The 26,935-nt window shown below is 60.5% G+C and carries 17 protein-coding genes; 6 read left to right on the top strand and 11 right to left on the bottom strand.

Features of this window, described 5'->3' with window-relative positions; translation table 11 throughout:
* The first annotated feature begins 95 nt into the window (after positions 1 to 95).
* On the top strand, positions 96 to 464 hold the full coding sequence (locus N4Q37_RS26290; protein ID WP_260963107.1) for a DUF6124 family protein: 369 nt from the start codon (positions 96 to 98) through the stop codon (positions 462 to 464).
* Positions 465 to 643: 179 nt separating this feature from the next.
* On the opposite strand, the gene N4Q37_RS26295 is transcribed toward N4Q37_RS26290, so the two are convergent.
* The 3 genes from N4Q37_RS26295 to N4Q37_RS26305 form a co-directional block, all read right to left on the bottom strand.
* Complete coding sequence (locus N4Q37_RS26295; protein ID WP_260963108.1) at positions 644 to 2,359, bottom strand: ATP-binding cassette domain-containing protein; 1,716 nt, start codon at positions 2,357 to 2,359, stop codon at positions 644 to 646.
* A 34-nt stretch (positions 2,360 to 2,393) separates the two neighbouring features.
* Positions 2,394 to 3,566, bottom strand: coding sequence for a YcaO-like family protein (locus N4Q37_RS26300; protein WP_260963109.1), 1,173 nt, complete (start codon positions 3,564 to 3,566; stop codon positions 2,394 to 2,396).
* Between the two features lie 657 nt (positions 3,567 to 4,223).
* Entirely contained in the window at positions 4,224 to 4,577 is a 354-nt protein-coding gene (locus tag N4Q37_RS26305) for a hypothetical protein (protein WP_260963110.1), read from the bottom strand.
* Between the two features lie 417 nt (positions 4,578 to 4,994).
* Here N4Q37_RS26305 and N4Q37_RS26310 point away from each other — a divergent pair, with 417 nt between their 5' ends.
* Positions 4,995 to 9,863, top strand: a complete 4,869-nt coding sequence (locus N4Q37_RS26310) for an NAD-glutamate dehydrogenase (RefSeq protein ID WP_260963111.1) — start codon at positions 4,995 to 4,997, stop codon at positions 9,861 to 9,863.
* A gap of 107 nt (positions 9,864 to 9,970) precedes the next feature.
* On the opposite strand, the gene N4Q37_RS26315 is transcribed toward N4Q37_RS26310, so the two are convergent.
* The 3 genes from N4Q37_RS26315 to pdxR form a co-directional block, all read right to left on the bottom strand.
* Positions 9,971 to 10,375, bottom strand: coding sequence for a cupin domain-containing protein (locus tag N4Q37_RS26315; protein ID WP_260963112.1), 405 nt, complete (start codon positions 10,373 to 10,375; stop codon positions 9,971 to 9,973).
* Positions 10,376 to 10,508: 133 nt separating this feature from the next.
* On the bottom strand, positions 10,509 to 10,802 hold the full coding sequence (locus N4Q37_RS26320; RefSeq protein ID WP_260963113.1) for an antibiotic biosynthesis monooxygenase family protein: 294 nt from the start codon (positions 10,800 to 10,802) through the stop codon (positions 10,509 to 10,511).
* 130 nt (positions 10,803 to 10,932) lie between these two features.
* Positions 10,933 to 12,366: a MocR-like pyridoxine biosynthesis transcription factor PdxR gene (gene pdxR, locus N4Q37_RS26325; protein ID WP_260963114.1), complete on the bottom strand. Its 1,434-nt coding sequence runs from the start codon at positions 12,364 to 12,366 to the stop codon at positions 10,933 to 10,935.
* 345 nt (positions 12,367 to 12,711) lie between these two features.
* On the opposite strand from pdxR, the gene N4Q37_RS26330 reads away from it, so the two are divergent.
* Positions 12,712 to 13,152 carry a carboxymuconolactone decarboxylase family protein gene (locus N4Q37_RS26330; RefSeq protein ID WP_260963115.1) on the top strand — a complete coding sequence of 147 codons (441 nt, stop codon included), beginning with the start codon at positions 12,712 to 12,714 and terminating at the stop codon, positions 13,150 to 13,152.
* A 118-nt stretch (positions 13,153 to 13,270) separates the two neighbouring features.
* On the opposite strand, the gene N4Q37_RS26335 is transcribed toward N4Q37_RS26330, so the two are convergent.
* The gene (locus tag N4Q37_RS26335; protein WP_260963116.1) at positions 13,271 to 18,883 is read right to left on the bottom strand and encodes a putative Ig domain-containing protein; all 5,613 of its coding nucleotides are present in this window, start codon (positions 18,881 to 18,883) and stop codon (positions 13,271 to 13,273) included.
* Between the two features lie 363 nt (positions 18,884 to 19,246).
* Here N4Q37_RS26335 and N4Q37_RS26340 point away from each other — a divergent pair, with 363 nt between their 5' ends.
* From N4Q37_RS26340 to hemN, 3 genes are all read left to right on the top strand, one after another.
* Positions 19,247 to 19,690 carry a CopD family copper resistance protein gene (locus N4Q37_RS26340; RefSeq protein WP_260963117.1) on the top strand — a complete coding sequence of 148 codons (444 nt, stop codon included), beginning with the start codon at positions 19,247 to 19,249 and terminating at the stop codon, positions 19,688 to 19,690.
* A 95-nt stretch (positions 19,691 to 19,785) separates the two neighbouring features.
* Entirely contained in the window at positions 19,786 to 21,159 is a 1,374-nt protein-coding gene (locus N4Q37_RS26345) for a coproporphyrinogen III oxidase (protein ID WP_260963118.1), read from the top strand.
* On the top strand, positions 21,156 to 22,544 hold the full coding sequence (gene hemN, locus N4Q37_RS26350) for an oxygen-independent coproporphyrinogen III oxidase (protein WP_260963119.1): 1,389 nt from the start codon (positions 21,156 to 21,158) through the stop codon (positions 22,542 to 22,544). Before N4Q37_RS26345 ends, hemN begins: the two co-directional genes overlap by 4 nt.
* Here the strand turns inward: hemN and N4Q37_RS26355 are convergent.
* The 4 genes from N4Q37_RS26355 to N4Q37_RS26370 all read right to left on the bottom strand — a co-directional run bounded on the left by N4Q37_RS26355 (position 22,541) and on the right by N4Q37_RS26370 (position 26,857).
* A complete protein-coding gene (locus N4Q37_RS26355; RefSeq protein ID WP_260963120.1) occupies positions 22,541 to 22,756 on the bottom strand; it encodes a hypothetical protein in 216 nt (71 codons plus the stop codon). The two genes, hemN and N4Q37_RS26355, sit on opposite strands and share 4 nt — an antisense overlap.
* A 6-nt stretch (positions 22,757 to 22,762) precedes the next feature.
* On the bottom strand, positions 22,763 to 24,187 hold the full coding sequence (gene adeC, locus N4Q37_RS26360) for an AdeC/AdeK/OprM family multidrug efflux complex outer membrane factor (RefSeq protein ID WP_260963121.1): 1,425 nt from the start codon (positions 24,185 to 24,187) through the stop codon (positions 22,763 to 22,765).
* An 87-nt stretch (positions 24,188 to 24,274) separates the two neighbouring features.
* Positions 24,275 to 25,102 (bottom strand): helix-turn-helix transcriptional regulator, encoded by an 828-nt coding sequence (locus N4Q37_RS26365; RefSeq protein WP_260963122.1) that lies wholly within the window; start codon positions 25,100 to 25,102, stop codon positions 24,275 to 24,277.
* A gap of 594 nt (positions 25,103 to 25,696) precedes the next feature.
* Entirely contained in the window at positions 25,697 to 26,857 is a 1,161-nt protein-coding gene (locus N4Q37_RS26370; RefSeq protein ID WP_260963123.1) for an FAD-dependent monooxygenase, read from the bottom strand.
* Positions 26,858 to 26,935: the final 78 nt, after the last annotated feature.

The following is a 26,935-nucleotide window of genomic DNA, read 5'->3' on the forward strand; positions in this document are numbered from 1 at the left end:
CAGGCCGACCTGGTGAAATCAAGGCCTGCCTGACGGCAGGCCGCTACCGGCCCGAACACAAAAAATCTGACAGTCCCTGATTTGGAGATTCATTCATGTTCAAAGTAACCCCAAACCCACCGAATACCGATCCAACTTCACCGCGCCAAAAAACCAGGTCCCAAAAACACGATGAAGTCACCGACCGAGTCCTCGACCATTATCTGAACCCCAAACCGGATAAGTCCGAATCGGGTCCTGCACCCAGCCAACTCTTCATCGTCAGCAAAGACATCGATACCGAATGCCTGCTCGCCAACCTCAGCGAAACCCTGGCCTCGGCCAATGTCATGGTTGAGGACCTAGCCTTCAATCTGGAGGGGTCACGCCGACATTTCCTCCTGGGCATCCAACAGCTGATCGAATTGGGCAGCCTGTTGGCAAACCGTGCATTGGACAACATCGAAACCTGTCAGCCGACATAACCCCCTGTGGCGAGGGAGCTTGCCCTCGCCACAAGGAACTTGTGATATTCCAGGAGTCCTGGGCCACCGCAGAACCTGTGGGCCCAGGATTTGAGTGTTGTCACAGCTCCAATGTGGGAGCGAGCCTGCTCCGGGCGGCGATCCGACGATGACGCCAGCAGATCCAGCATCATATTTCGCTAGTTCTGCATCCGAATCTCATCCACCAGCAGCTTGACTGCAGGCCTGTCGACCAGCTCCCGCCATGGACCATCCTCCACGATTACCCCGTCATGCATCACGATGACTCGGTCAAAGCGATGCAGGTGGTCAACGTCATGGGTGACACATATCAATCCCTGCCCAGCAAAAACTTCGAATAGCAGATCCCAAAGGGGCGTGGTCAGTCTGGGCTCGATGGATGCACTTGGCTCGTCGAACAGATTGAATTTTCCGGGCTTGTTGATCAGGCGCAGCAGCGACAGGCGTTTGGCTTCGCCTCCGGAAATATTCGATGCGTTTTCGCTAACCTGCCGTGTTGCCACGATCTCATCCAGTTCCAGTTGCCGTATGGCTCTAGACAAGATCGGTGATGAGCTGCCTCCGAGCAGAACCGATTGTTCAAAAGGGCCTTCCAGAAACCGTGGTTGTTGGGGGCAGTATCTCAAGGCGTCCAAGTGGGCTTGAGCGGTCAAGAGTGAGACCGGTATCGAGTCGATACTCAGTTGGTCTCGCGTTGATACATCAAGCCCGGCGAGGATTTCCAGAAAAGTGGATTTGCCGGCGCCGCTAGGGCCCGTGATGGCCACGGACTGCCCTTGAGTAAATGCCAGGGAGCGCCTGACCGACAGGCGAGGCGCTGCCGTTCCTGCCACTTCACAAGGTATGAGCTCCAGCTCCGAGAGACGCTGGAAATCAACCCTTGCCAGCCGATTGCTGCAATCGAAATCCGGAAGTGATAGCAGACTCTGGAATTGGCGCTGGTCTGCAAGGAACTGATCAAGTACCCGATACCCTTCAGTCAGGGTTGAAATGTTGAGCAGATAACTCCCCGCGATTGAAAAAATGGCAACCAGTTGTCCGACACTGATACTGGGTTGCCCCGACAATTGATCGACGACGCCCCAGCAGAGCAGCCCCCCGGTGGAGAGGCTTATGAACAGAATCTTGGCGGCGCTCAGCAGGCCGCCAGACGATGCCGTCGTCACCGCAGCTTTGGCATAGCGTCCGAATGCCGCGTTCAACGGTTGCAGGGCCGTGGGTATGGCACTTTCCAGCTTTATGATTTTTCCCGCGTTGAGGGTGTTGTAGAGGTGAGCACTTAATTCATCTTCCTGTTCATTGACCGCATCAATGTGCTTTCTGCGCCATCTGATAATTTTATGGGTGGCGGCCAGATAGATAATCCCGAACGCTGTCATGCTCAAAAAAATTTCACTGCCCCCTATGTAAATAAAAGCAGCCCCAACAACTATGAATTCCAAGAGTACCGGCAGCGCAATAGTCATAATGAACGTCAGCAGTTGTTCGTGAGCGGTAATTCCACGCTCAACCGACTTTATGAAATGGCCGATCCGCCAGGAATTGAATAGTGAAAATTCCTTGCTTATAAGCTCGGTGATCCACTCAATGGAAGCGTTCAGGATAATGCGCTGTACCAGTTTGGACAGCGCGTGGATTTGCAGCGGAGTGATGATGGCATGAATGCATCCCGCGATAATCAGGCCTGTTGTCAGCGCGAGCAGTGTATTGGACGCTGGATTAATGTGACCTTGCAGGGTGTCGATGATGGTTCCAAGTAACAATGGAGGTGCGAGCGTGATGAGTTTGAGTGCGATGATTGTGACTATAGTCAGTGCTAAGAGATTTGTGTGTTTTTTATAGGCGTTTCTTGTCATTGTTCGGATGCTGCGCATATGCCTGCTCCTGATTGCTTCGTGTTTCGATAATTCATCGGCGTAGCACGTACTGAGGCACCACTAGGCGGCCACTCCGGATGATGTTAAAGCGCTCAAGTCCTGGAATGTAAGTTTGAGTGATGATGCTGTTGCTTGAAAAGCGAGCTATGGTTCGGTGGAATATTTTCATTCCTGTGTTTGAAAGGCTGTTTTGCAATGTTTCTAATTGCGTGGAAACTGTGGCGGAGTCGGTATGTACTGGAGTGTCGATTATGGGGAGTGTTGCTTTTGTGATTGGTGTGAAGTCAATAAGGTGTTTCAGGCTCTTCGATTGGGACAGTAAATCAAAGGTTTTTCTATCTATAAATTCTTCAGCGTCGTCATATAAGTCCTCGGACTGAAACTGTTCAGTAACTGCTCTTTGGATTGCAGTTTGGATTTCAAGCGAGCATCCGGAGCCGATGGGTGAAAGATGATGAGGTCCCGGGCCCTCTTTGGGAAATGCCACTGCAAAATATACGGATAGCACGTCCTTGATGACAGCCACTCGCAGGCCGCTCGCTGACGCCAAGGCAGAGGGGTTATTCCTCAGCGCCGTTTCAAGCAACGCGGTGGAAGGTATGTACAGTTCAATTGCCGGACCGAGGCCGCAGACAGTCATGTAGAAAAGCGACAGGATATGCCTCTCGATTGCTTCGTGGGTACCATGTAACAGTGCTTCGTTCTCTGTACAACCAAAAGCAATTCCGGAGTTTGATGAGTAGCGAGATAGAAAGTGCAGTGCAGAATTCGGATCTTCGTGGATGGATTGCGTCGTTTCTGGGCATAGAAGGGCACATGGAGCAAATAGCGCTTCATCGTTGTTGAGTGAAGTAAGCCTGAAGCACTCTATTAATTTTTCAGTGTGAGGCAGGCTGGTAAAAATCCCATCTTCTGTGACTGCTTTTTGAGTGGCTATCTTGTCGGAGCGGCACCGTATGGGAGAGTCAGCGAGAGATTGAAACGTGCCAAAGTGTTCAATGCTTTCTGCCAGTGCGCCTATTAGTGAATCTGGTCCCTTGCCAGCCCCAGATTCAATGAGATTATTGTTGCCATCAAACAGTTCCGCCGTCGCTACCAGCTTGGATGGTGCTGTGTACCGTGTTACTGCGCTGAGGCCCAGTGTGTGGAGCGTGGACATTATGTTGAATAGTGCTTCGGTGGGTGAGAGTTCGCGTTCAGACATATGGATCTCCGTTAATGGATGCCGAAAGGAGATCCTTTCGGCATCTGTTTTCCGATATTTAATCGGTCGCTGGCTTAATTGGTCAGCGACGCAAAAAAGTCCGCTTCTGTTGCGAGGAGACCTTTAGAAAAGCCTAAAGTCTGTGTTAGGCCAAAAAAGGTGTGATTTATTTCAGAGCGTTTCCTGCCCATGTCGATTTACTCCAATGTAGTTAATGGGTGTCGCGATGCGAGTGCCCAACTTGCGTGTGTTCGCAAGTGATTAATTAATAACATTGAGATGGGGTTAAGGCTATTGCGTAACTTCCGAGGCTGAAGTAGGTCCGTTCTTGCCATTGAGTAGGAGGGGGATGTAGGAAGGTGGCTGCTTTGTTGAAAGAGCCGGTTTCTCTCTACTGTTTCCGTCGTTTGGGGTGTTTATATTATTTTAGGAAAGGATCGAAAGGGTAGTCTGGTAAGGGCGCAGAGGTGTTCTAAGGCAGGTGCCTGTGGTGGCCGAGCCCATGTGGGGGCGCCTATTAAGCAGGAGCTCTCCCTGTCTACTGCAGGAACTGACAGGGTAAGCCCCGGGTTCTTCGGCCGATGCACTGACCCGTGGCGAGGGCGCTTTGGGATCAGGGGGCTCTGATGCCAAAGGGGGGAGCGGCAACCGTTGGAGTCAGAGTTGGCTCACATAAGTCCCCGTCCCCTTGAGAATGTTCTGCAACGTCAGTTCCACTTCCGCCAAGTCCGCCGCATCGGTGTCGTGGATGATCTCCAGCACATCATCGCCGTTCAGTGCATCGGCATCCCTCGCCGCGATTTCGATCAGCAAGCGGGTCGGGCTGAGGGTGACTTTCACGCCGTCCAGGGTGGAAGGTTCGCCATCTAGGGCGATTTCCAGTTCGTCTTCGTCGGGGTAGCGGGTCATCAGGAACATCTCACCCTGGGTGCTGTGGCAGCACAACATGGCCATGTTGTCTTCTTCGTCGTCGCAGGGGTTGGCGATCAGAAGGGCGGTGGTCATTTGCATGGTGGAGCTCCTGGTTCGAATGCACAGCTGGGTACAAAAAAAAATGATTCTGCCAGCCTGAACGATTTTCTGCTGGATTACCCTATTGGGCCCCCAAGGCTGCTAGGGTTAGCCGAGGTGCTTGAGGCGCATAGCGTTGACCGAATATGTCGCAGCGCTGCAAGCAGGTGGCTTGCCGCACTCGTTAAGCTGCGCAACGGATGTGCTCCTGCAAAGTGCACTGGGCAGTGCACTTTGCAGGTGTCCATTACATGGAATTTACATGGAAAAGGAATGTGACCTGCGGGTCTTGTCCAGCTTCACCCACCTGTCGTCCTGTTTCCTCTGCCCGAGAACCAGGAACAGGATGACCGGCAACCCATAGAGGGGTTGCGCGCGACGCGTTAATCAATAACAAGCCCAAGCGGAGTACCACAGATGGCGTTCTTCACCGCAGCCAGCAAAGCCGACTTCCAGCAGCAACTGCAAGCGGCTCTGGCGCAGCACATCAGTGAACAGGCACTGCCACAAGTGGCGCTGTTCGCTGAACAATTCTTCGGCATCATTTCCCTCGATGAACTCACCCAACGCCGGTTGTCCGACCTCGCCGGTTGCACCTTGTCTGCGTGGCGCCTGCTTGAGCGCTTCGACCACGCGCAGTCCCAGGTGCGTGTCTACAACCCCGATTACGAACGCCACGGCTGGCAATCGACCCATACCGCGGTCGAAGTGCTGCACCACGACCTGCCATTCCTGGTGGATTCGGTCCGGACCGAACTGAACCGCCGCGGCTACAGCATCCATACCCTGCAAACCACCGTCCTGAGCGTGCGTCGCGGCAGCAAGGGCGAGTTGCTGGAAATCCTGCCTAAAGGCACCCAGGGCGACGGCATCCTGCAAGAGTCGTTGATGTACCTGGAGATCGACCGCTGCGCCAACGCCGCCGAGCTCAGTGTCCTGGGCAAGGAACTGGAGCAGGTGCTGGGTGAAGTGCGCGTGGCGGTGGCCGATTTCGAGCCGATGAAAGCCAAGGTCCAGGAAATCCTGAGCGGCCTGGACAACAGCGCCTACGCCATCGACGCTGATGAAAAGAGCGAGATCAAGAGCTTCCTGGAGTGGCTGGTGGGCAACCACTTCACGTTCCTCGGCTACGAAGAGTTCGTGGTGCGTGACGAAACCGAAGGCGGCCACATCGAGTACAACCCCGACTCGTTCCTCGGCCTGACCAAGCTGCTGCGCGCCGGCCTGACCGCCGAAGACCTGCGCATCGAAGACTACGCCGTCAATTACCTGCGCGAACCGACCCTGCTGTCGTTCGCCAAGGCCGCGCACCCGAGCCGCGTGCACCGTCCAGCCTACCCGGACTATGTGTCGATCCGTGAAATCGATGCCGACGGCAAGGTGGTCAAGGAATGCCGTTTCATGGGCCTGTACACCTCTTCGGTGTACGGCGAGAGCGTGCGGGTCATTCCGTACATCCGCCGCAAGGTCGAGGAAATCGAACGTCGTTCGGGCTTCCAGGCCAAGGCTCACCTGGGCAAGGAACTGGCCCAGGTGCTCGAGGTGCTGCCGCGTGACGATCTGTTCCAGACTCCGGTGGACGAGTTGTTCAGCACCGTCATGTCCATCGTGCAGATCCAGGAACGCAACAAGATCCGCCTGTTCCTGCGCAAGGACCCGTACGGTCGTTTCTGCTACTGCCTGGCCTACGTTCCGCGTGACATCTACTCCACCGAAGTGCGCCAGAAGATCCAGCAGGTGCTGATGGATCGTCTGAAGGCCTCGGACTGCGAATTCTGGACGTTCTTCTCCGAATCCGTACTGGCTCGCGTGCAATTGATCCTGCGCGTGGACCCGAAAAACCGCCTCGACATCGATCCGCTGTTGCTGGAAAAAGAAGTCATCCAGGCTTGCCGCAGCTGGAAAGACGACTACGACAGCCTGGTGGTCGAGAGCTTCGGCGAAGCCCATGGCACCAATGTGCTGGCCGACTTCCCGAAAGGTTTCCCTGCCGGTTACCGCGAGCGTTTCGCCGCCCATTCGGCGGTGGTCGACATGCAACACCTGCTGAGCCTGAGCGAAACCAATCCGTTGGTGATGAGTTTCTACCAGCCGCTGGGCCAGGTGTCCGGCCAGCGTGAGCTGCATTGCAAGCTGTATCACGCCGATGCGCCGCTGGCGCTGTCCGACGTGTTGCCGATCCTGGAAAACCTCGGCCTGCGTGTGCTGGGTGAGTTCCCGTATCGCCTGCGCCACACCAATGGCCGCGAGTTCTGGATCCATGATTTCGCCTTCACCGCCGCCGAAGGCCTGGACCTGGACATCCAGCAGCTCAACGACACCCTGCAGGACGCGTTCGTGCACATCGTGCGCGGCGACGCCGAGAACGATGCGTTCAACCGCCTGGTGCTGACTGCCGGCCTGCCATGGCGCGACGTGGCGCTGCTGCGTGCCTACGCCCGTTACCTGAAGCAGATCCGCCTGGGCTTCGACCTGGGTTACATCGCCAGCACCCTGAACAACCACACCGACATCGCTCGCGAACTGACCCGGTTGTTCAAGACCCGCTTCTACCTGGCCCGCAAACTCAGCGGCGACGACCTGGAAGACAAGCAACTGCGCCTGGAGCAGGCGATCCTCTCGGCCCTGGACGACGTCCAGGTGCTCAACGAAGACCGCATCCTGCGTCGCTACCTGGACCTGATCAAGGCCACCCTGCGGACCAACTTCTACCAGACCGACGCCAACGGCCAGAACAAGTCCTACTTCAGCTTCAAATTCAACCCGCACCTGATCCCTGAACTGCCGAAACCGGTGCCCAAGTTCGAGATCTTCGTCTATTCGCCACGGGTTGAAGGCGTGCACCTGCGTTTTGGCAACGTGGCTCGCGGTGGCCTGCGCTGGTCTGACCGTGAAGAAGACTACCGTACCGAAGTGCTCGGCCTGGTGAAGGCCCAGCAAGTGAAGAACTCGGTGATCGTGCCAGTGGGCGCCAAGGGTGGCTTCCTGCCTCGTCGCTTGCCGCTGGGCGGCAGCCGGGACGAGATCGCGGCCGAAGGCATCGCTTGCTACCGCATCTTCATCTCGGGCCTGTTGGACATCACCGATAACCTCAAGGACGGCGCACTGGTACCGCCGGCCAACGTCGTGCGTCATGACGACGATGACCCGTACCTGGTGGTGGCAGCGGACAAGGGCACTGCAACCTTCTCCGACATCGCCAACGGCATTGCCATCGACTACGGCTTCTGGCTGGGCGATGCGTTCGCTTCCGGCGGCTCGGCCGGTTATGACCACAAGAAAATGGGCATCACCGCCAAGGGCGCCTGGGTTGGCGTGCAGCGCCATTTCCGCGAGCGCGGCATCAACGTCCAGGAAGACAGCATCACCGTGGTGGGCGTGGGCGATATGGCCGGCGACGTGTTCGGCAACGGCTTGTTGATGTCCGACAAGCTCAAGCTGGTCGCGGCGTTCAACCACCTGCACATCTTCATCGACCCGAACCCGGAACCGGCCAGCAGCTTCGCCGAGCGCCAGCGTCTGTTCAACCTGCCGCGTTCGGCCTGGACCGACTACGACGCCAGCATCATGTCCGAAGGCGGCGGTATCTTCTCGCGCAGCGCGAAGAGCATCGCCATCACGCCACAGATGCAGGAACGGTTCGACATCAAGGTCGACAAGCTGACCCCGACCGAACTGCTCAACGCCTTGCTCAAGGCGCCGGTGGACCTGTTGTGGAATGGCGGTATCGGGACTTACGTCAAGGCCAGCAGCGAAAGCCATGCCGACGTGGGCGACAAGGCCAACGACGCGTTGCGCGTGAACGGCAACGAGCTGCGCTGCAAAGTCGTGGGCGAGGGCGGTAACCTGGGCATGACCCAACTGGGTCGCGTCGAGTTCGGCCTGCATGGCGGCGCCACCAACACCGACTTCATCGACAACGCCGGTGGCGTGGACTGCTCCGACCACGAAGTGAACATCAAGATCCTGCTCAACGAAGTGGTGCAGGCCGGCGACATGACCGACAAGCAACGTAACCAGTTGCTGGCGAGCATGACCGACGAAGTCGGTGGCCTGGTGTTGGGCAACAACTACAAGCAGACCCAGGCCCTGTCCCTGGCGGCACGCCGTGCATTCGTGCGGATCGCCGAGTACAAGCGCCTGATGAACGACTTGGAAGCACGGGGCAAGCTGGACCGCGCCATCGAGTTCCTGCCGACCGAAGAACAGCTGACCGAACGTGTCACGGCGGGCCATGGCCTGACCCGTGCCGAACTGTCGGTGCTGATCTCCTACAGCAAGATCGACCTCAAGGAAGCGCTGCTCAACTCCCTGGTACCGGACGACGATTATCTGACCCGCGACATGGAGACGGCGTTCCCACCGACACTGGTGAGCAAGTTCTCCGAGGCCATGCGTCGCCATCGCCTCAAGCGCGAAATCGTCAGCACCCAGATCGCCAACGACCTGGTCAACCACATGGGCATCACCTTCGTCCAGCGCTTGAAAGAGTCGACTGGCATGAGCCCGGCCAACGTGGCCGGCGCCTATGTGATCGTGCGGGACATCTTCCATCTCCCACACTGGTTCCGCCAGATCGAAGCGTTGGACCACCAGGTACCGGCGGACGTGCAGCTGGAACTGATGGACGAGTTGATGCGCCTGGGTCGTCGTGCGACGCGCTGGTTCCTGCGCAGCCGTCGCAACGAGCAGAACGCCGCTCGCGACGTCGCGCACTTCGGTCCGCATCTGGCGGCGTTGGGCCTCAAGCTCGACGAACTGCTGGAAGGCCCGACCCGCGAAGGCTGGCAGACCCGCTACCAGGCCTACGTGGCCGCTGGCGTGCCAGAGCTGTTGGCGCGCATGGTTGCAGGCACCACACACCTGTACACCTTGCTGCCGATCATCGAGGCTTCCGACGTGACCGGCCAGAACGCCGCCGACGTGGCCAAGGCCTACTTCGCGGTGGGCAGCGCCCTGGACATCACCTGGTACCTGCAGCAGATCAGTGCCTTGCCGGTGGAAAACAACTGGCAGGCCCTGGCCCGCGAAGCGTTCCGCGATGACATCGACTGGCAGCAACGGGCGATCACCATCTCGGTCCTGCAGGAAGGTGACGGTAGCCAGGACGTGGAAACACGCCTGGCGCTGTGGCTGGAGCAGCACCACAGCATGGTCGAGCGCTGGCGCGCGATGCTGGTGGACATCCGTGCCGCCAGCGGCACCGACTACGCCATGTACGCGGTTGCCAACCGCGAACTGCTGGACCTGGCGTTGAGCGGTCAGGCGGTCGTAACGGCCAACTGATCCTGCGTTGAATGAAAAAGCCCCGCATTGAAAGATGCGGGGCTTTTTTCATGGTTTCGGCAGGCCCTCAAACCTGTTGGGGCGGCACAACGCAGCTCTACAGTGGGTCAGTTCTTCAGCGGTATCAACACCGCCTCATTTTCCCCCATCACCATGAACACCAGCAGTTTCGCCGGCTGGGTCGTGCTGGCGTTTTTCGAGACCAGGTGCTCGGAGCCTGCGGCTTCATACCAGAACTCTCCCGCCTTGTAGGTAGTCGCCGGTTCGCCCTTGACTTGTGAAGTAATCGCGCCTTCGAGCACATAGGCCATGGCTGTGCCCTCATGCATGTGGGCGATGGACGACTGGCCCGGCGCGTAGTCGACGGTCAGCATCAGGGTCTTTTTGCCGGGCAGGTTCTTCAGCATCTTTTCCTGCAGGACTTTGACGTTTTCCGCAGGCGCGGTTTCGTGGGCGTGGACCTGGGCGATGGACAGCAGGCCGAGGGCGGCGATCAGGCAGAGTGTTTTCATGGGGCATGGCCTTTGTGGGGTGGAGTGAACTAATGGGTTCACCCTAAGCCCCAGGGCGGGGCAAACAAACGTCCAATCTTTCGTAAGGTGAGTAGACCACTTGGCCGGGTCGATGAAGCCAAGTGCAGCGGGCTCAGACAATCGGGAAACTGTTGAAATCCACGCTTCGGGCCAGGCGACTTTCGATCAAGCCAATGAAGCCCTGCACTTCGGGGCAGTTGAAGTGGGCCTGCATGGCTGCTTCCGATTGCCAGCGGGCGCTGACGTTCCAGCGGTCGTTGTCTTCCGGGCAACGGTCGACCATGTAGCCGTCGCAGCCTGGCAGCGCGCGCAGGGTCTCGACGATTTGCTGTAACTGGCGGCCAAGCGCCTCCGAGCGTCCGGCGGCGGCTTGTACCTGTACGGTATTGATCACTTGGCGAGACATTGTCCAGGCTCCTGAATCAAGTCAAACGAGGTGTGCTCAACCTCAACGGCACCTGAGCAGGATAGGCCTGCCCGGGCCGTACTCAAACAGCCAATGGGCAGATAAATGTCCAGACCAATCCGTCAAGCGGTCAAGCCACCTGCTGCAAGATATCGCGCAAGCGGTCCAGGGCGATGTCGATATCCAGGGTTTCGATGGCCCCGAAGCCGAAGAACAGGCCGGCCCGCACCGGGGCCTCGGCGAAGAAACCGTCCAGGCTGTACAGCCCGACTTCGGCTTTCCTCGCCAGTTCGATCACCAGCGCCAGGTCCATCGGTGCCTTGCACAGCACCGCCATGTGGAAACCGGCCGTGGTGGGCACGGCCTCGAACCAGGGCGACAGATCCCCGGCCATGCGCGCCAGGATCCGCTCGCGTCGACCGGCATACAGGGCATGGCAGCGGCGGATGTGCTTGAGCAGGCAGCCCTCGGCGATGAACTTGGCCAGCGCCCACTGGGGCAGGGTGGAGGTGTGCTGGTCGGTGAGGCGCTTGGCCAGGATCACCGCTTCCAGGATCGCCGGCGGCAGGATCGCATAACCCAGCCGCAACTCCGGCAACAGGGTCTTGGAGAACGTCCCGACGTACGCCACGATCCCGCGCTCGTCCATGCTTTGCAGCGAGTCGGCAGGCCGGCCCTCGTAGCGGAATTCGCTGTCGTAGTCGTCTTCGATGATGATCGCCCCCAACTCGTATGCCCGTGCCAGCAGGGCTTCGCGGCGGGCCTGGCTCATGGGCATTCCCAGGGGAAACTGATGGGAAGGCGTCACGTAGATCAACCGCGTGCCGTCCGGAATCAGCTCGACGCGCATGCCTTGCTCGTCCACCGGCACCCCGGCCACCGTCGCGCCATGGGAGCCGAACAGCAGCCGCGCGGGCGGGTAACCCGGGTCTTCCATCGCCACCAGGCTGCCGGGGCGGGTCAGTACCCGAGAGATCAGGTCCAGGGCCTGTTGCGCGCCGTTGCACACCACCACGTCTTCGTCCTGGCAATTGACCCCACGGGAAAAGGCGATGTGCCGGGCGATGGCATTGCGCAGCGCCGGCAAGCCCTCGGGCTGGCTGTAGAAGCCCTTGGCGCTGGCGATCTGGCGCAGTGCGTGGGCGGTGCAGCGTCGCCAGTCGTCCACTGGAAACTGGCCCTTGCCGGTGGCGCCGCCGATGAAGTCGTAGCGCAGCGCGCCTTCAAGGGTCGGATGACGCATCAGGTCCGGCATGCTGCGCCAGGCCTCGACCACGTCCGCACCGGCCAGCGCCCGATGGCTTTGTTTGCTGACGGTCCTGGCCGGCCGCGCATTGACGTAGGTGCCCTTGCCGATGATGCCGGTGAGCAGGTTTTCGTAGGTCAGTTGCGCGTAGGTGTCGGAAACGGTCTTGCGCGAGATGCCCAGTTGTCCGGCGAGCAGTCGGCTGGGCGGCAACTGGGTGCCGGCGGCCAGGCGACCGCTTTCGATGGCACTGCGCAATTGCTGGTACAACTGGCCCGCCAGGTCTTTGCGGCCGTTGATGACAACATGAAGTTCCATACCCGCGCGCTCCTGGGCAAACGATTGGCGGCCAGTGTCAAAGGCCAAAGGTTAACCGCATTGTGCGACGGCTCAGGCTCTGTACGACAAGTCTTGAGACGAAGGTCAGGCAAGGCGAAAACAGCCGAGCAAGCGCAGTGTACTGGAGTACATGAGCATTGTGAGGCCGTTTTCAACGCAGCCTGAACGAGTATCAAGGCTTTTCATACAGAGCCTGGAAGTTGCGTGGCGAAAAACCTGGCGAATGGTCTGCCAGGGCGGTCCCGGGGTTTTTCGAACAATTGGACCTGTTATCGATCGACTTCAGGCTCTACCGTGCAGGCATCAGTGATCACGGAGTCTGCCATGAGCCCGCGCCTGGACTACTACACGGCTTCTCCCGGGGCGATGAAGGCCATGATCGGCCTGGAGGCGCTGACCAGCCGTCTGAGCATCGAACCGGCCCTGCTGCATCTGATCAAGATCCGCGCCTCGCAACTCAATGGTTGTGCGTTCTGCACCGACCTGCACTCGGTGGATGCACGACGGCAGGGCGAGACCGAACGGCGCCTCTATGCCGTGGCGGTCTGGCGCGACAGCGGCTTCTTCACCCCTCGCGAACGCGCGGCCCTGGCCTGGACCGAGGCGGTGACGCTGTTGGCCCAGAGCCAGGTACCCGACGATGTCTATGGGTTGGCCTGCGCCAGTTTCAGCGAAGAGGAACTGGTGGACCTGACCCTGGCCATCAGCACCATCAACAGCTGGAACCGCCTGGCGGTGAGTTTTCGCCAGAGCCCGGGGGGCTGATCAACAAGGACAGGTACCCCGGTGATCCTGTGGAGAGGCTTGATTGTCAGGGTGCTGGTGAGATCGTCATCGCGAGCAAGCTTTACTCCCACAGGAGTTTTCCACCCCTGGCCCCGAGTCAGGCATTGAAGTCGCTGGCATGTAGCTCCTTGACGCCCACCAGTTCGAATTCGAACTCGGCGCTGGCGTCGGCGTCGATGCTGCCGTAGACGATACCATCGGCAAAGCGCAGTTGGCCGGTGGCGTTGGTGGGGTCGAAGGCGTTGCTGCCGATGAAGTTGAAGGTGTCGAGGGTCGCGGTCGACGGGTTGGCGTCCAGTGCCGTGAGGTCCAGGTGATCGCCCTCGGTGGTCTTGAAGCCGTTGATCACGTCGCGCTGGGCCCCGACGCCCATGTCCGACAGGGCCGTGAACGCGTAGGTGTCCGCGCCCGTGCCGCCGGTGAGGTTGTCGGTGCCTGCACCGCCGATCAGGCGGTCATCGCCGGAGCCACCCACCAGGGTGTCGTTGCCGGCGCCGCCGTTCAGCACGTTCGCCGCGCTGTTGCCCGAAAGGGTATCGGCGTAGGCGCTGCCCGTGACGTTTTCGATGAACTTCAAGGTGTCGAGCCCGGAGCCCACGGTGTTCTGCTGGGCCGAGGTCGAGAGATTGACGGTCACTGCCGCGAGGGCTCGCTCGTAGGACGCGGTGTCGTTGCCGTCTCGTCCGTCCAGCACGTTGTCACCGGCGCCGGCGAACAGCGTGTTGTCCAGGGCATTGCCCGTGCCGTTGGCGGCGCCCGTGTTGTCGATGTACAGGTTCTCGACGTTGTTGCCCAGGGTGTAGGCCGCCAGGCTGCTGTGCACGCTGTCGACGCCACCCGTCAGCGGGTTGCTGTTGGTTTCGATTACGCTGTCGTCGGCATTGTCGACAAAATAGCTGTCGTTGCCGTCGCCACCGCTCAGGCTGTCGGCGCCTGCGGCACCGTCGAGCACGTTGTGAGCGGCGTTGCCGGTGATGAAGTTGCGCCGCTCGTTGCCGGTGCCGTCGATCTCCGACACGCCGGTGAGCACCAGGTTTTCGAGGTTGGCGCCCAGGGTCCAGCTGACCGAGGCCTTCACGGTATCGATCTGCGAAGTCGAGGTGTTGGTTTCCACCACGCTGTCGAGCGCGTTGTCGACCACGTAGATGTCGTTGCCGTCGCCACCGGTCATGGTGTCGGCACCGAGGTCGCCGTCCAGTATGTCGTTGCCCGCGCTGCCCACCAGGGTGTCGGCCTGGTCGGTGCCGGAAATATGCCCGCCCTGGTTCTGCGCGTTGTCGAAGATGTCCTGCACGCTGTTGTTGTCGTTGGGGTTGCCTTGGAAGCCCAGGTCACCGGCGATGTAGTCGGCCAGGCGCTGGCCGACGATTTCCGCCGATTCCTCGTGCAGGTGCCAGACGTCGTCGGGATACACCAGCGGATCGACCTCGTAGCGCAACGGCAGGTCGGTGTAGTCCACCGCCAGTTTCACGTCCGCGCGCTCGGCCGCCATGGCTTCCTGGGCGGCACGGACATAGCCGACGCCTTCGACGATGGAGGCAATTTTCTCTTCCGAATAACCACGGGCCCGGGCCGCGTCCTGCTCGTAGTGACCGGTCTCCATCAGGTACACGCTGAAGTTGCCGAACTGGGCATGCAGGTAGTCGAACACTTTCAGGGTCGCGGCTTTGTAGGCGGCGGCCGCGGCGGCCTTGTCGGTGGCGCGGGCGATTTCCTGGGCGGCTTCTTCACCCTGGCCCCAGATGATGCCCATGGTGACGTTATCGATGGCCTTGAGTTCGGTGAGCTGGTCGCGCAACAGCGTCACGGCGCGCAGCAATGCGGCCCCGGGTTGATTGGTGTCGGTCAGCCACCAGCACAGCTTGAGCTCTTCGGGGCTGAGTGTGGACAGGCCGTTGACTGTGCTACCCCCCACCGCGATGTCGATGCCGTTGCCATCGGCGTCGGTGAATTGGCTGCGCACGTCATAGGGGGTGTAGCGGTCCAGGTCGTCCACCAGCATCGAGGTGCCGGACTGGTTGTCGTCCTCGGTCATGCGCAACAGCCGCGCATTGGATTGACCAAGGGTCGGCAGGTACAGAATGTCTTGCTGGGCGCGCTCGCCGAACACGAAGTCACTGGCGCTGAGGGTGTTGAGGTAATTGCCGTTGAGGGCGATTTCGAAGCGATTGCCATCGGCGTCGGCTTCGGCGGATTTGATGTAGGTCTTGTCGCCGGCGGCGTTGAGGGTCATGTACAGCGTGCCGTTGCTGCCATCGCCGAGGCCGGTGAAGCCCAGTCCCGAGACGTCGATCTTGTCCACGCCCGCGATGAAGTCGTAGATCGTGTCGGTGGCCGTCACGCCGCCAGTGTCGTAGTCGCGGTAGCTGTCGAGCATATTGGTGTAGCGGAAGCTGTCGGCACCGTCGCCGCCGTACAGCGAGTCGCGTCCAGCACCGCCGTCGACGATGTCCGCGCCGCTGCCGGCCTTGATCGTGTCGTTGCCGCCGAGGCCGAGGATCAGGTCCGCGCCGGTCGTGCCATTGAGGGTTTCGGCGTTGTTGGTGCCGGTGATGGTGTTGGCGGGAGCATTGGCCACCACCAGGGCGAAACTGTCACTGACCGATGCGCCCGAAGGATCGGTGGCCTTGACCAACACGTCATAGTTGCCGGCCGCGGTGCTGGTGGGCGTGCCGCTGAAGGTCAGGCTGGTGGCGTTGAAACTCAGCCAGGCGGGCAGGGCGCTGCCGTTGGCGAGGGTCGCGGTGTAGGTCAGCACATCCTGGTTGGCGTCGGTGAAACTGTCGTGATTCACGGTGTAAGTGAACGGCGTGCTTTCGCTGGCGTTCTGGTCCAGGAGCGGGATCGCCACGACGGGCGCCACGTTGGTGGGGGTGTTCTGGTCGGCGAAGACAAAGTGGCTGGCCGTCAGGCTGCTCATCAGGTTGCCCGCCAGGGACACTTCGAAGCGGTTGCCGTTGGCGTCGACGGTGAGGTCCTTGAGGTAGGTGCGGTTGCTCGTCGCGCTGTAGGTCACTTGCAACGTGCCGTTCAGGCCGTTGCCCAGGCCGGTGTAGCCGAGCGCCGAGACATCGATCTTGTCGGCTGCTACGTCGAAATCGAGGATCTGGTCACTGGCGCTGGTGGAGCCGGTGCGGTAGCTGTCGAGCTTGGAGGTGTAGCGGAACACATCGGCGCCGGCGCCACCGGTGAGCTTGTCCACGCCCGTGCCGCCGACCAGGATGTCATTGCCGGCGCCACCGTTGAGGGTGTCGTTACCCGCGCCGCCGAACAATTGCTCGTTGGCCGCGGTGCCGGTCAAGGTGTCGTTGTTCGGCGTGCCGTTGATCACGATGGCGGCGGGGACGTCCTGTACGGCGAGGGTAAAGCTGTCGCTGATGCTGGCGTTGCTGCCGTCGGTCGCGGTGACCTGGATGGCGTAGGTGCCCGACGCCGTGTCGGGTGGCGTGCCGCTGAAGGTGCGGGTGGCGGCGTCGAACGTGAGCCAGGTGGGCAGGGCGCTGCCATTGGTCAGCTTGGCGGTGTAGCTCAGGCTGTCGTTATCCGGATCGGTGAAGCTGGTGACTGGCACCACGTAGCTGAACGGGGTGTTTTCGGTCGCGTTCTGGTCTGGCAGCGGTGTGGCCAGCACCGGTGCCTGGTTGGTCGGCGAGGACGTGGCGAAGACGAAGTTGGCGCTGGTCAAGGTGTTGAGGTAGTTGCCGTCCAGCGCCACTTCGAAGCGGTTGCCATTGGCGTCGGCCTCCAGGGATTTGATGTAGGTCTTGGTGCCGGCACTGTTGAGCACCAGGTACACGGTGTTGTTCCTGCCGTCGCCCAGGCCGGTGAAGCCCAGGGCGGACAGGTCGATCTTGTCGGCGCTGACGTTGAAGTCGGTGATCAGGTCGCCGAGGTTGGCGCCGCCGGTGTTGTAGTTGCGGTAGCTGTCCAGGCGGTTGGCGAACACGAAGGTGTCCGCTCCGGCGCCACCGGTCAGGGTATCCATGCCGGCGCCGCCGTCGAGTTTGTCGTCGCCGGCGCCGCCGCTGAGGCTGTCGTTGCCGGCCAGGCCGAACAGGGTGTCGGCCGCGTCGCTGCCCACCAACGAGTCACTGCCGCTGGTGCCCGTGATCACGCGGTTGAAGATGAAGTTGCCGGCGGTCAGGGTGCTGGCCAGGTTGCCCGCCAGGATCAGCTCGAAGCGATTGCCGCTGGCATCGGCATCGTAATCCTTGACGTAGGTGCGGTCGCTGCTGGCGCTGTAACTGACCTGCAGCGTGCCGCCACGGCCATTGCCCAGGCCGGTGAAGCCGAGGCTGGCGAGGTCGATCTTGTCCTGGGTGACGTCGAAGTCGGTGATGGTGTCATCGAAGCTGGACGTTGCGTTGCGGTAACTGTCGGACTGGACGGCGAAGCGGAACGTGTCGGCGCCGGTGCCGCCGGTGAGTTTGTCGACGCCGGCGCCGCCCACCAGGATATCGGCCCCGGCGGCGCCATTGATGATGTCATTGCCCGCGCCACCGTAGAAAATCTCGCTGGCGCTGGTGCCCAGCAGGGTGTCGTTGCCCGCCGTGCCCTGCACCGTGGTCATGGGCACCGTGGCGCTGACGTAGCTGCCATCGCCATAGATCAGCGTGGCGCCCTTGCTGGTGTGGCTGATGGTGTTGGCGATGATCGCGTTGCGATCGGTGCCGTCTTCGTTGCGCTCGGCGACGCCGTAGGTCGACAGGTCGCTGCCGCTGATGAGGTTGCCCTGGATGGTGTTGTCGCTGCCGTTGAAGTACTTGCCGGACACACCCAGGGTGTCGTCGTAGGACTGGATGATGATTTCCGGGACGGCACCGCCCAGGGAGTTGTTATTGAGGGTGTTGTCGAGAATCTCGACGTGGTTGCTGCCGTAGAGGCGGATCCCGGCGCTGGCGTTGTCGTGAATGTCGACGCCGCTGACGGTCACCTCGCTGGAAAGCTTGATCAGCACCCCTTCGGCGCCGTTGCCGTACACCTCGCCACCCGTGATGGTGATCTGGGTCGGCGAGGGAATGTCCTCGCTGCCGCGCTGCACGACGATACCGTTGCCGCCATTGTCGTAGGCAACGTTATTGGTCATGGTGAAGTCGTGGGTGCTGGTGACGATGTTGAAGCCGTGGCGGTCGTTGTCGTAGGCGACGTTGTTTTCGAAGGTGCTGTCGCTGAGGAAGTCGGCGACGAAGCCGTCCAGGCCGTTGCCGTGGGACACGCTGTTGCTGATGACCATGTTGACGGTCTGCTCGTGGGGGTCGAAGCCGTAGCCGGAGCAGTCCTTGATTTCCACCCTGTCGAGGGTGACGTTGGAGTCGTAGCCTTCCTGGCCTGGAATGTAGCCGTTGAACCAGCCATCGACCTTGCCGGTGGTGCTGTCGCGGTTGCCGTCGATGGTGAGGTTGCTGACGCCGAAGTCGTGGGTCTCCTCGCCATAGGCGGAGCGGATGATCCCGGTGATCTTGGTGTCGGAACCATCGGCCAGCTTGACCGTGGTGTCGCCCATGCCGTCGCCGTACAAATAGACGTTGCTCTTGAGCATCAGGCAGCCATCGGACGGCTCCGCGCCGCCGGAAACGATGTACGTTCCCCCCGGCATGTAAACCTGCCCCCCACCTGCGGCCGCCGCTGCATCAATCGCACGTTGGATCGCTGCCGTGTCGTCAGTGATGCCGTCCCCTTTGGCGCCAAAATCTTGTACGTTGAAAATCATGAGCTTATCTCCGTATCAGGCTGGAAACCTCGGTGCTTGCCAATATTCCATCGGCGGCCACGGTGTTATGACCCAACGGAGCGCAAAAGTTGTGACCGCATATCGGGGCGAGTGTCAAAAAACCGGACTTACGGATCAACGGTGGTGAGGTGTTTCAAAAACGTAACGGTTCATTGACGCTTGGGGTGACGGCAAGATCATCGCGAGCAAGCTTTGCTCCCACAGGGGGGACGGCTCCCACAGCGTTCTGAGCTGCACCCGGGTGTGGTGGGCATCGACCTGGGGTTTCCTTGATTGGCATCAACCCCAACCCGGGGCCTGCGCGGTAGCCTCCAATAAACGTTCAGGTGGTCGAGGCACCCCATGATCTATCCGCTGTTGCTGACCCTGCACCTGTTCGCCGCGCTGGTGTTCATCGGCACGGTTTTCTTCGAGGTTCTGTTTCTCGAAAGCATCCGCAAACAATTGCCCGTGAAGGTCATGGTGCTACTGGAGCAGGGCATCAGCCGGCGTGCCCGGCAGTTGATGCCCTGGGTCTTGTTGTTGCTGTTCGGTGCCGGCGTCGGGATGGTCTGGTTGCGGTACTGGCCGCTGTTGCTGACGCCATTGCAGTCCTCCTTCGGCTTGCTGCTGGGGTTGAAGATCCTGCTGGCGTGCAGTGTCCTGGGGCATTTCCTGTGGGCCATGTGGCTGTTTCGCAGCGGGCGCATGAACGCCCGTTACGTCCATATCATCCACACCAGCGTATTCCTGCACATGCTGGCGATCGTGCTGCTGGCCAAGGCCATGTTCTACGTTGCCTGGTAGGTGCAGGCCACGGGTTTCAAGGCGCTTGATACAGGTCAAGGTGGCTGGGCCGGTTACATCGGACAATGGCCGCGTGCAGCTACTCGGAGATCGTCATGTTCGACCTGTTTCATACCCTCGGTGAGCGCCCCTTCGGGCGTGCTCCCGTGGTGACGGACCTGGATTGTCCGGTCGGCACGGGCAGGTTCCACGGCGGTGTCGGCTCCCTCGACCTGCTGCGGGGCTTGCGCAACAGCCGTCAGAAACGCCGACCGCTGTCACTGGCGGTGCACCTGCCTTCGCGCTTGCGACTGGCCTCCTGTTCGCCGCTCGCCAGTATCTGCCAATGCGGCGAGATCGAGGGGTACCTGCAACGCTTGAGCTACGAAATGGGACTGGTGGGTTGTCACCTCGGCACCGGACGGCGGGTCGAGCAATTCTGCCTGACCGGCGGCACGCCGGTGATCGCTCATCTGCAACGGCTGATGGGCGATCTGCGCAAACGCTTCGATTTTTGTGAATACGACAGCGGTGACCACAGCATCGAAGTGGACTTGCACCACACGGACTGGTCCACCATGGGGTTGATCCGCGACCAGGGGTTTACCCACGTCAGCATCGGTGTGCCCGACATCGGCATGGACAGCGACCTGTCCGTGGATTGCTACCAGAACCCGGCACCGATTCATTCGCTGATCGATGCGGCGCGTACCTTTGGTTTTCGCTCCATCAACATTGACCTGGGCTATGGCCATGCCTGGCAGACGCCCCAGAGTTTCGCCCTGAAACTGGCGACGTTGATCGAGTTGGAGCCCGATCGCCTGCACGTATTCGACTACTCGCGGGCGCCTTATCGTTATCGCTCGAAAAACGCCGGGATCGCCGGCGCGTTTTGCAGCCAGGCCGACAAGGACGCCATGCGCAGGATCTGCTGCGAACAGCTGATCGGCGCGGGGTATCACTACATCGGCCTGGGGCAGTTCGTCCGCGCCGACGACGACCTGGCGGTTGCCCAGGAGCACGGGCGCCTGCACCGCAATTGCCTGGGGTTCACCCGGCATGGTTGCTGTGACCACGTGGGTTTCGGCCTGGCGGCCATCACCCAGATCGAGCACCTGTACGTGCAGAACACCGATGACCTGCTTCAATACTGCCAACAGCTGGACGCCGGGCAATTACCGGTGGCTCGCGGCTGGCGCTGTGAGCAGCAGGACCAAGTCAGGGCGGCCGTGACCGAGCAACTGTCCTGTGATCTGGAACTGGACATCCCGGCCATCGAAGCGCGTTTCGGCCTGGTGTTCCATGAGCATTTCGCCTCCATCTGGCCGTTGCTGGAGGCCTTGCATGACAAGGGACTGATCGAATTGTCGCACCGCTTCATCGGCATTCTGCCGGCGGGACGCCTGAACGTGGATGCGATCTGCAACCTGTTCGACCCCGGTCCGGATGATGCGGGCCCTTACTCCTTTGAAAAGTTGAACCCCTCATGAAAGCTGCATCCGGTTTCAATCGTGCCCTGGTGGAAAAATATGACCGTCCAGGGCCGCGCTACACCTCCTATCCCACGGCGCCGCAGTTCCACCAGGCGTTTGCCATGGATGAATACCGCCAGGCGGCCCAGCGCAGTAACGAGGCTGCGCTGCCCAAGCCGCTCTCGGTGTACATCCACATTCCGTTCTGCCAGAGCCTTTGCTACTACTGCGCCTGCAACAAGATCATCACCCGCAAGACCCACCGCGCAGTGGAATACCTGACGTACCTCAAGCGCGAAATCGCCTTGCAGGCGAGTCTGTTCGACCGTTCGCGCAAATTGACCCAACTGCACCTGGGGGGCGGTACGCCGACTTACCTGACCCACGAGCAACTGGCCGAGCTGATGGCGTGCCTGCACGAAGCCTTCGACATGGACGACAGCGACGCCCATGAGTTTTCCATCGAGGTCGACCCTCGTACGGTTGGCGCCGAGCAGGTACGTGGGTTGCGTGAGTTGGGGTTCAATCGCCTGAGCTTCGGCATCCAGGATTTCGACCCCCAGGTGCAAGCCGCGGTCAATCGGGTGCAAAGCCAGGAGCAGGTCGCCGAGTTGGTGGAGGCGGCCCGCCAGGCTCGCTTCAAGTCTGTCAGCGTGGATTTGATCTATGGCCTGCCGCTGCAAACCATTGCCAGTTTCGACGTCACCCTGAGCAAGATCATCGCCCTGCGTCCGGACCGGATCGCGGCCTACAGCTACGCGCACCTGCCGCAACGGGTGCGGGCGCAACGGATGATCCGGCCCGAAGACATGCCGCCGCCGGAACGCAAGCTGGAATTGCTCGAACTGACCATCAACCGCCTGACCGAGGCCGGCTACGTCTACATCGGCATGGACCATTTCGCCCTGCCGGACGACGAACTGGTGCGCGCTCGCGCCCAGGGCACCTTGCAGCGCAATTTCCAGGGCTATTCCACCCACGCCGACTGTGACTTGATTGGCCTGGGCGTGTCCTCGATCGGCAAGGTGGGTGACAGCTACAACCAGAACGTCAAGGAGCTTTCCCAGTATTACGCACGCCTGGATCAGGGCCTGTTGCCCGTACAGCGTGGCTATCGGTTGAGCGACGATGACCGCTTGCGGCGCGAGGTCATCAGCGAATTGATGTGCCATGGACGCATCGATTTCGCTCGGATCGAAGCCGGGCACGGCATTCGTTTTACCGAGTACTTTGCCGATGCGTTGCGCCGGCTCCAGGAACTGGTGCAGGACCGCTTGCTGGAGGTCAGCGACAGCACCCTGGTGCTGCTGCCCCAGGGGCAATTGATGATGCGTAACGTTGCGATGGCGTTCGATGCCTATCTGCAAACCGACCAGAGCGTCCAGTACTCGCGTACGGTTTAACCCGCCTCGGGATCTTTCGCTGCCAGGATCCGTGACGCGGGTATCAGATCGCGTACGGCGTAGAAACCCTGCACCAGGCGGTTCTTGGCCCGATACTCACACAGCAGCAACAAGGTATCGGGCAACTGGCAGATCGACGAAGAATGCTTGACCACCATCGTCTTGCCTCCCGAGCGTAAGCGGACCAACTCGCCAGGTTCGAATGTGTCCATCTGCGGTCACCTCACAGTCACTTTGTTTGTGCTTTCAACCCAACCGCCACCCAGGGCTTTGTACAGGTTGACCTCGGCAAGCAGTTGCGCCAACCGGTCGACGATCAGGGTTTGCTGGGCGCTGAACAGCGAGCGCTGGGCATCGAGAAAGGTCAGGCTACTGTCCACGCCAATGCGATAGCGCCGTTGCGCCAGGCGGTAGTAGTCCTGGTTCGCCTGCACCAGATCGTTTTGCGCGATCAGCTGATCCTTGTAGGTCTTGCGTGCCGCGAGGCCGTCGGAGACTTCCTGGAAGGCGGTCTGGATGGCTTTCTCGTATTGCGACACGCGGATGTCTTTCTGGATTTTCGAATAGTTCAGGCTTGCCCGAAGGCTGCCGGCGTTGAAAATCGGCAGGTTGATCTGTGGCTGGAACACCCAACTGCCCGAGCCCCCCTTGAACAGCCCGGACAACTCATCGCTCGAGGTGCCGGCGTTGGCGGTCAGGCTGATGCTCGGGAAAAAAGCCGCGCGGGCGGCACCGATGTTGGCGTTGGCCGATTGCAGCAGGTACTCGGCCTCGAGGATATCCGGACGACGTTGCAACAGATCCGAAGGCAGGCCCGCCGGCACCTCGCTCAGCAATTCGGACGCCAGCGGGAGGGCGGGCAGGTCGTCGGCCACCGACGTCCCGACCAGCAAGGTGAGGCTGTTGAGGTCCTGGGCGACCTGGCGCTGGAATTGGGCCAGGCTGGCCCTGGCGCCTTCCACCGAGGTACGCGATTGGCTCAGGGCCAGGGCCGACGCGGTGCCGACCTGATTGCTGCGCTCGGTCAGGCGCAGGCTCTCTTCGTAAGACTGGAGTGTGTCGCGGGTCAGGGTCAGCAGTTCCTGGTCGGCCCGCCAGGTCAGGTAGGCGCTGGCCACGCTGGCCACCAGGCTCAGTTGCGTGCTGCGGCGGGCTTCTTCGCTGGACAGGTAGATCAGCGAGGCTTGGTCGGTGAGGCTGCGTATGCGCCCGAACAGGTCCAGTTCATACGCACTGATCCCCAGTGTTGCCGAGTACGAGCTGCTGATCGCGGCATTGCCGGTTCCCGTCAGGCTGGCCGGCAACCGTTGGCGAGAACCGCTGCCATTGGCGCTGATCGCCGGGAAGAGATCGGCCCGTTGAATCCGGTATTGCGCCTGGTAGGCTTCGACGTTCAGCGCCGCGATCCGCAAGTCGCGGTTGTTGAGCAGGGCACTTTCGATCAGTCGTTGCAGCACCGGGTCACGAAACAGATCGCGCCATCCCTGGTCGGCCGCCAGGGGCCCCGACAGGGCCGGCGCATAAGCGGACGTCTGCGGGTACTGCGCGGCCACCGGCGCATCGGGGCGCTGGTAGTCGGGGATCAGCGAGCAACCACCGAGCATGAAGGCTGCGGCGGCCAGGGGGCTCAAGAGTTTATGCATCGACCTGTCTCATTGTGCTGCCTGCTCAGGCCCCGGAGGCGCAGGCAGGCGGGTTCTGTTGAGTCCGCGGTCGCCCGCGGCGGACGGTCATGAACCGATCATCCATTTCGCCAGCCCATGTCGTCCGCTGACACCCAGTTTGGCGGCGGCGCGTTTGAGATAGGTTTCGATGGAGCTGTTCTTGACCCGTAGTTTTTCTGCTATCTCCGGCACGGTCCCACCGGCCAGCAGCCCCAGGCAAACCTCCTTTTCCCGCACTGAGAGGGTCACATCGCAGGGGCTCAGGCGTTCGTCGAAGTCGCGTTGCAACTGCGTCTGTTCCGCGGCATTGAGGACGTGGATCCCGCTGGTGCCCAGGGTTTTGACAGATGCCTGTCGATTGAAGTGGGCATGGCGCTCCGCCAACGGCAGAAGTGTCTCGGAGAGGTACTTCAAGAACGACAGTTCCTGCAGGGAAAAGTCGCGATTGCCCTGGGGACGGTGCAAGGAAATCACGCAGCGGCGATTGGCCTTGCGCGAAATCAGGCTGCACTGATGGGAGGTGCCGAGGCAGTTGTTGCCTTTTTCGTCCTTCATCCGCGCGCCCAGATGGATCAACAGCGCGTCGTCCACTTCCAGCACTCGCTTGACCAGGGGGTGATCGTTGCGCTGTATCGCAGTGGTCGGGCAGACAGACTGCATCTGCGGGTTTTTCTCCTGGCCCGCACAGCCCAACAGCTGCACATCCAGGACATTCGATTGGGTATCGTCGACCGTCCATTCGCTCAATTCGAGTCGACTGACAGGCACCGTCGTTTCGATCAGTTGGTGCATGTTGGTCAAGAAGTTCTCGTGTCCGACACTTGAAATCAGCCTTCCTAGCTCTACGTAGAGGTGCGATTTCTCGGCACCTTCAATATACGCATGTCGATTCATTGTGCTTACCTGCATACTTCGAAAATGCTCCGCATTTCAGTGATCGTTGACGGAAGAAAATCCGACCGCTTCCCAAAATGCTGAAGCTACTTCTGGATTTGATACCTGGGTCAATTGTCACCTGTGAATCCATTCACAAAAAAACGGTTCAGCCGGTAGGGGTCATTAAGCGTTTGCATGTAGGAAAAGTCTGTAAGGGAAAACAGGGACATCCCGTGTCACTGAACTGACGCTGTTACGTTGACGATTCCTGACAAAAATACCTCTCTGGTGTAGGGGGATTTCCCGGATTGCGAGCCTTACGGGTTCCTGGTTTTTATGATTTTTTGTATAAAAAACAAAGTGTTACTTTAATTTTTAAAATTATCTTCCAGGCGTCAGCTGTTTATTGATGACCTCGTCGCTAGGCTTTTCTGACAGAAAATGGTCGGAATTTAAATTCCAATTCCGGTGGAAGGATTCGCATTTATGGATTTTTTTTCATTTTTTGTCTATCCGTCAGGCGTTTTTTGTCATTGACGCGATCCGGTGCAGGGTTGAGGCAACAACCCTGGGTGGTGTCACCGGGAACGGTCCGGTCTACCCCTGCCGGGGTCAGGTACAGGGTTTGAAGGACAGGATCTCGAGGTTCTTCTTGCGCAGGCTGCTCTGCGGTGTCAGCCGGAAGTACCACTCCCGAAGCCAGCAGGCGAAGGGCGACTCGGCCTGTTCGATGCCGCTCATGAAACGCGCGGCGTTGACGATCCCGTTGGCCCGTGGATGTCGATACGCCTGATAGTCCGCCAGCGCGTCGCGCAGATGTGCCGTTCGCGCCAGGCGATCGGCCAGCACCACCGCATCCTCGATGGCCTGCGCCGCGCCCTGGCCCAGGCTGGGTAGCATCGGGTGGGCGGCGTCGCCCAGCAGCACCACATGCCCGTCACAGAATCGCTTCACGGGTTGGCGGTCCCGGGCATGTATTTTCAGCAGGGCGCTTTCGGGGGTGGCTTCGATCGCGGCCATCACTTCCGGTGCCCAGCCGGCATAGGTGCCGAGCACTTCCTGTTTACTGATGTTCAACGCGGCATCCGTCGCGTTGGCGTGATTGCAGGTGCCCCACCAGTACGCCTGGCCATCCCCCACGTCGCAAAGCCCGAAGCGCTTGCCACGCCCCCAATAGTGCGCCACGTAGCCCTCGGTCATCACCGGATGGCTCAATGGCGTCACCGCCAACCAGGCGACATAGCCTGAGGGACGCGTCGGTGTCTCCCCCAGCATTTGCTGACGGATCACCGAGTTCAAGCCATCCGCACCAATCAGCAGGTCGGCCTCCCGGGTGCTGCCGTCTTCGAACTGCACCGTCACACCGTCCGGGCGATGGGCGTAACCTACGCAGCGTAGCCCGGTGGTCAGGGTGTCGGGCGTCAGTTGCTGCGCCAGGGCGCGCAACAATAGAGGACGTTGGATATTCACGCTGGGGTGACCCAGTTGTTCGCCGATCTCATGGATCGGCATGCGGGCAATGGGATCGCCATTGTGTTTTTTGAAGGAAAAATGGCGGATCACCTGGCCGGCCTGTTCCACGGGAACATGGGCATCGATCGAATGCAGCGCCGCCATGGCATTGGCCATCACGGACAAGCCGGTGCCACCGGTGCGCAGGGTCTGGGCCGCCTCGTAGACCTGGACTTGCCAACCCGCCCGTTGCAGCGCAATCGCCGCGGTCAGCCCGCCGATACCGGCACCGGCCACGATGGCCTTCCTGGGTTCTGTCATGCTGTTGCACCTGTTTCGAGCCCGCAACCCGCGGGCGTATTGATCAAGGGCGCCGGTGGGCCGACGCCGTCATCGGGA

Source organism: Pseudomonas citri (assembly GCF_025336485.1).
GTDB lineage: Bacteria > Pseudomonadota > Gammaproteobacteria > Pseudomonadales > Pseudomonadaceae > Aquipseudomonas > Aquipseudomonas citri.

Coding starts and splice junctions, on each gene's coding strand:
- N4Q37_RS26290 (WP_260963107.1), top strand. CDS start 96: ATGTTCAAAGTAACCCCAAACCCACCGAATACCGATCCAACTTCACCG.
- N4Q37_RS26295 (WP_260963108.1), bottom strand. CDS start 2,359: ATGCGCAGCATCCGAACAATGACAAGAAACGCCTATAAAAAACACACA.
- N4Q37_RS26300 (WP_260963109.1), bottom strand. CDS start 3,566: ATGTCTGAACGCGAACTCTCACCCACCGAAGCACTATTCAACATAATG.
- N4Q37_RS26305 (WP_260963110.1), bottom strand. CDS start 4,577: ATGCAAATGACCACCGCCCTTCTGATCGCCAACCCCTGCGACGACGAA.
- N4Q37_RS26310 (WP_260963111.1), top strand. CDS start 4,995: ATGGCGTTCTTCACCGCAGCCAGCAAAGCCGACTTCCAGCAGCAACTG.
- N4Q37_RS26315 (WP_260963112.1), bottom strand. CDS start 10,375: ATGAAAACACTCTGCCTGATCGCCGCCCTCGGCCTGCTGTCCATCGCC.
- N4Q37_RS26320 (WP_260963113.1), bottom strand. CDS start 10,802: ATGTCTCGCCAAGTGATCAATACCGTACAGGTACAAGCCGCCGCCGGA.
- pdxR (WP_260963114.1), bottom strand. CDS start 12,366: ATGGAACTTCATGTTGTCATCAACGGCCGCAAAGACCTGGCGGGCCAG.
- N4Q37_RS26330 (WP_260963115.1), top strand. CDS start 12,712: ATGAGCCCGCGCCTGGACTACTACACGGCTTCTCCCGGGGCGATGAAG.
- N4Q37_RS26335 (WP_260963116.1), bottom strand. CDS start 18,883: ATGATTTTCAACGTACAAGATTTTGGCGCCAAAGGGGACGGCATCACT.
- N4Q37_RS26340 (WP_260963117.1), top strand. CDS start 19,247: ATGATCTATCCGCTGTTGCTGACCCTGCACCTGTTCGCCGCGCTGGTG.
- N4Q37_RS26345 (WP_260963118.1), top strand. CDS start 19,786: ATGTTCGACCTGTTTCATACCCTCGGTGAGCGCCCCTTCGGGCGTGCT.
- hemN (WP_260963119.1), top strand. CDS start 21,156: ATGAAAGCTGCATCCGGTTTCAATCGTGCCCTGGTGGAAAAATATGAC.
- N4Q37_RS26355 (WP_260963120.1), bottom strand. CDS start 22,756: ATGGACACATTCGAACCTGGCGAGTTGGTCCGCTTACGCTCGGGAGGC.
- adeC (WP_260963121.1), bottom strand. CDS start 24,187: ATGCATAAACTCTTGAGCCCCCTGGCCGCCGCAGCCTTCATGCTCGGT.
- N4Q37_RS26365 (WP_260963122.1), bottom strand. CDS start 25,102: ATGAATCGACATGCGTATATTGAAGGTGCCGAGAAATCGCACCTCTAC.
- N4Q37_RS26370 (WP_260963123.1), bottom strand. CDS start 26,857: ATGACAGAACCCAGGAAGGCCATCGTGGCCGGTGCCGGTATCGGCGGG.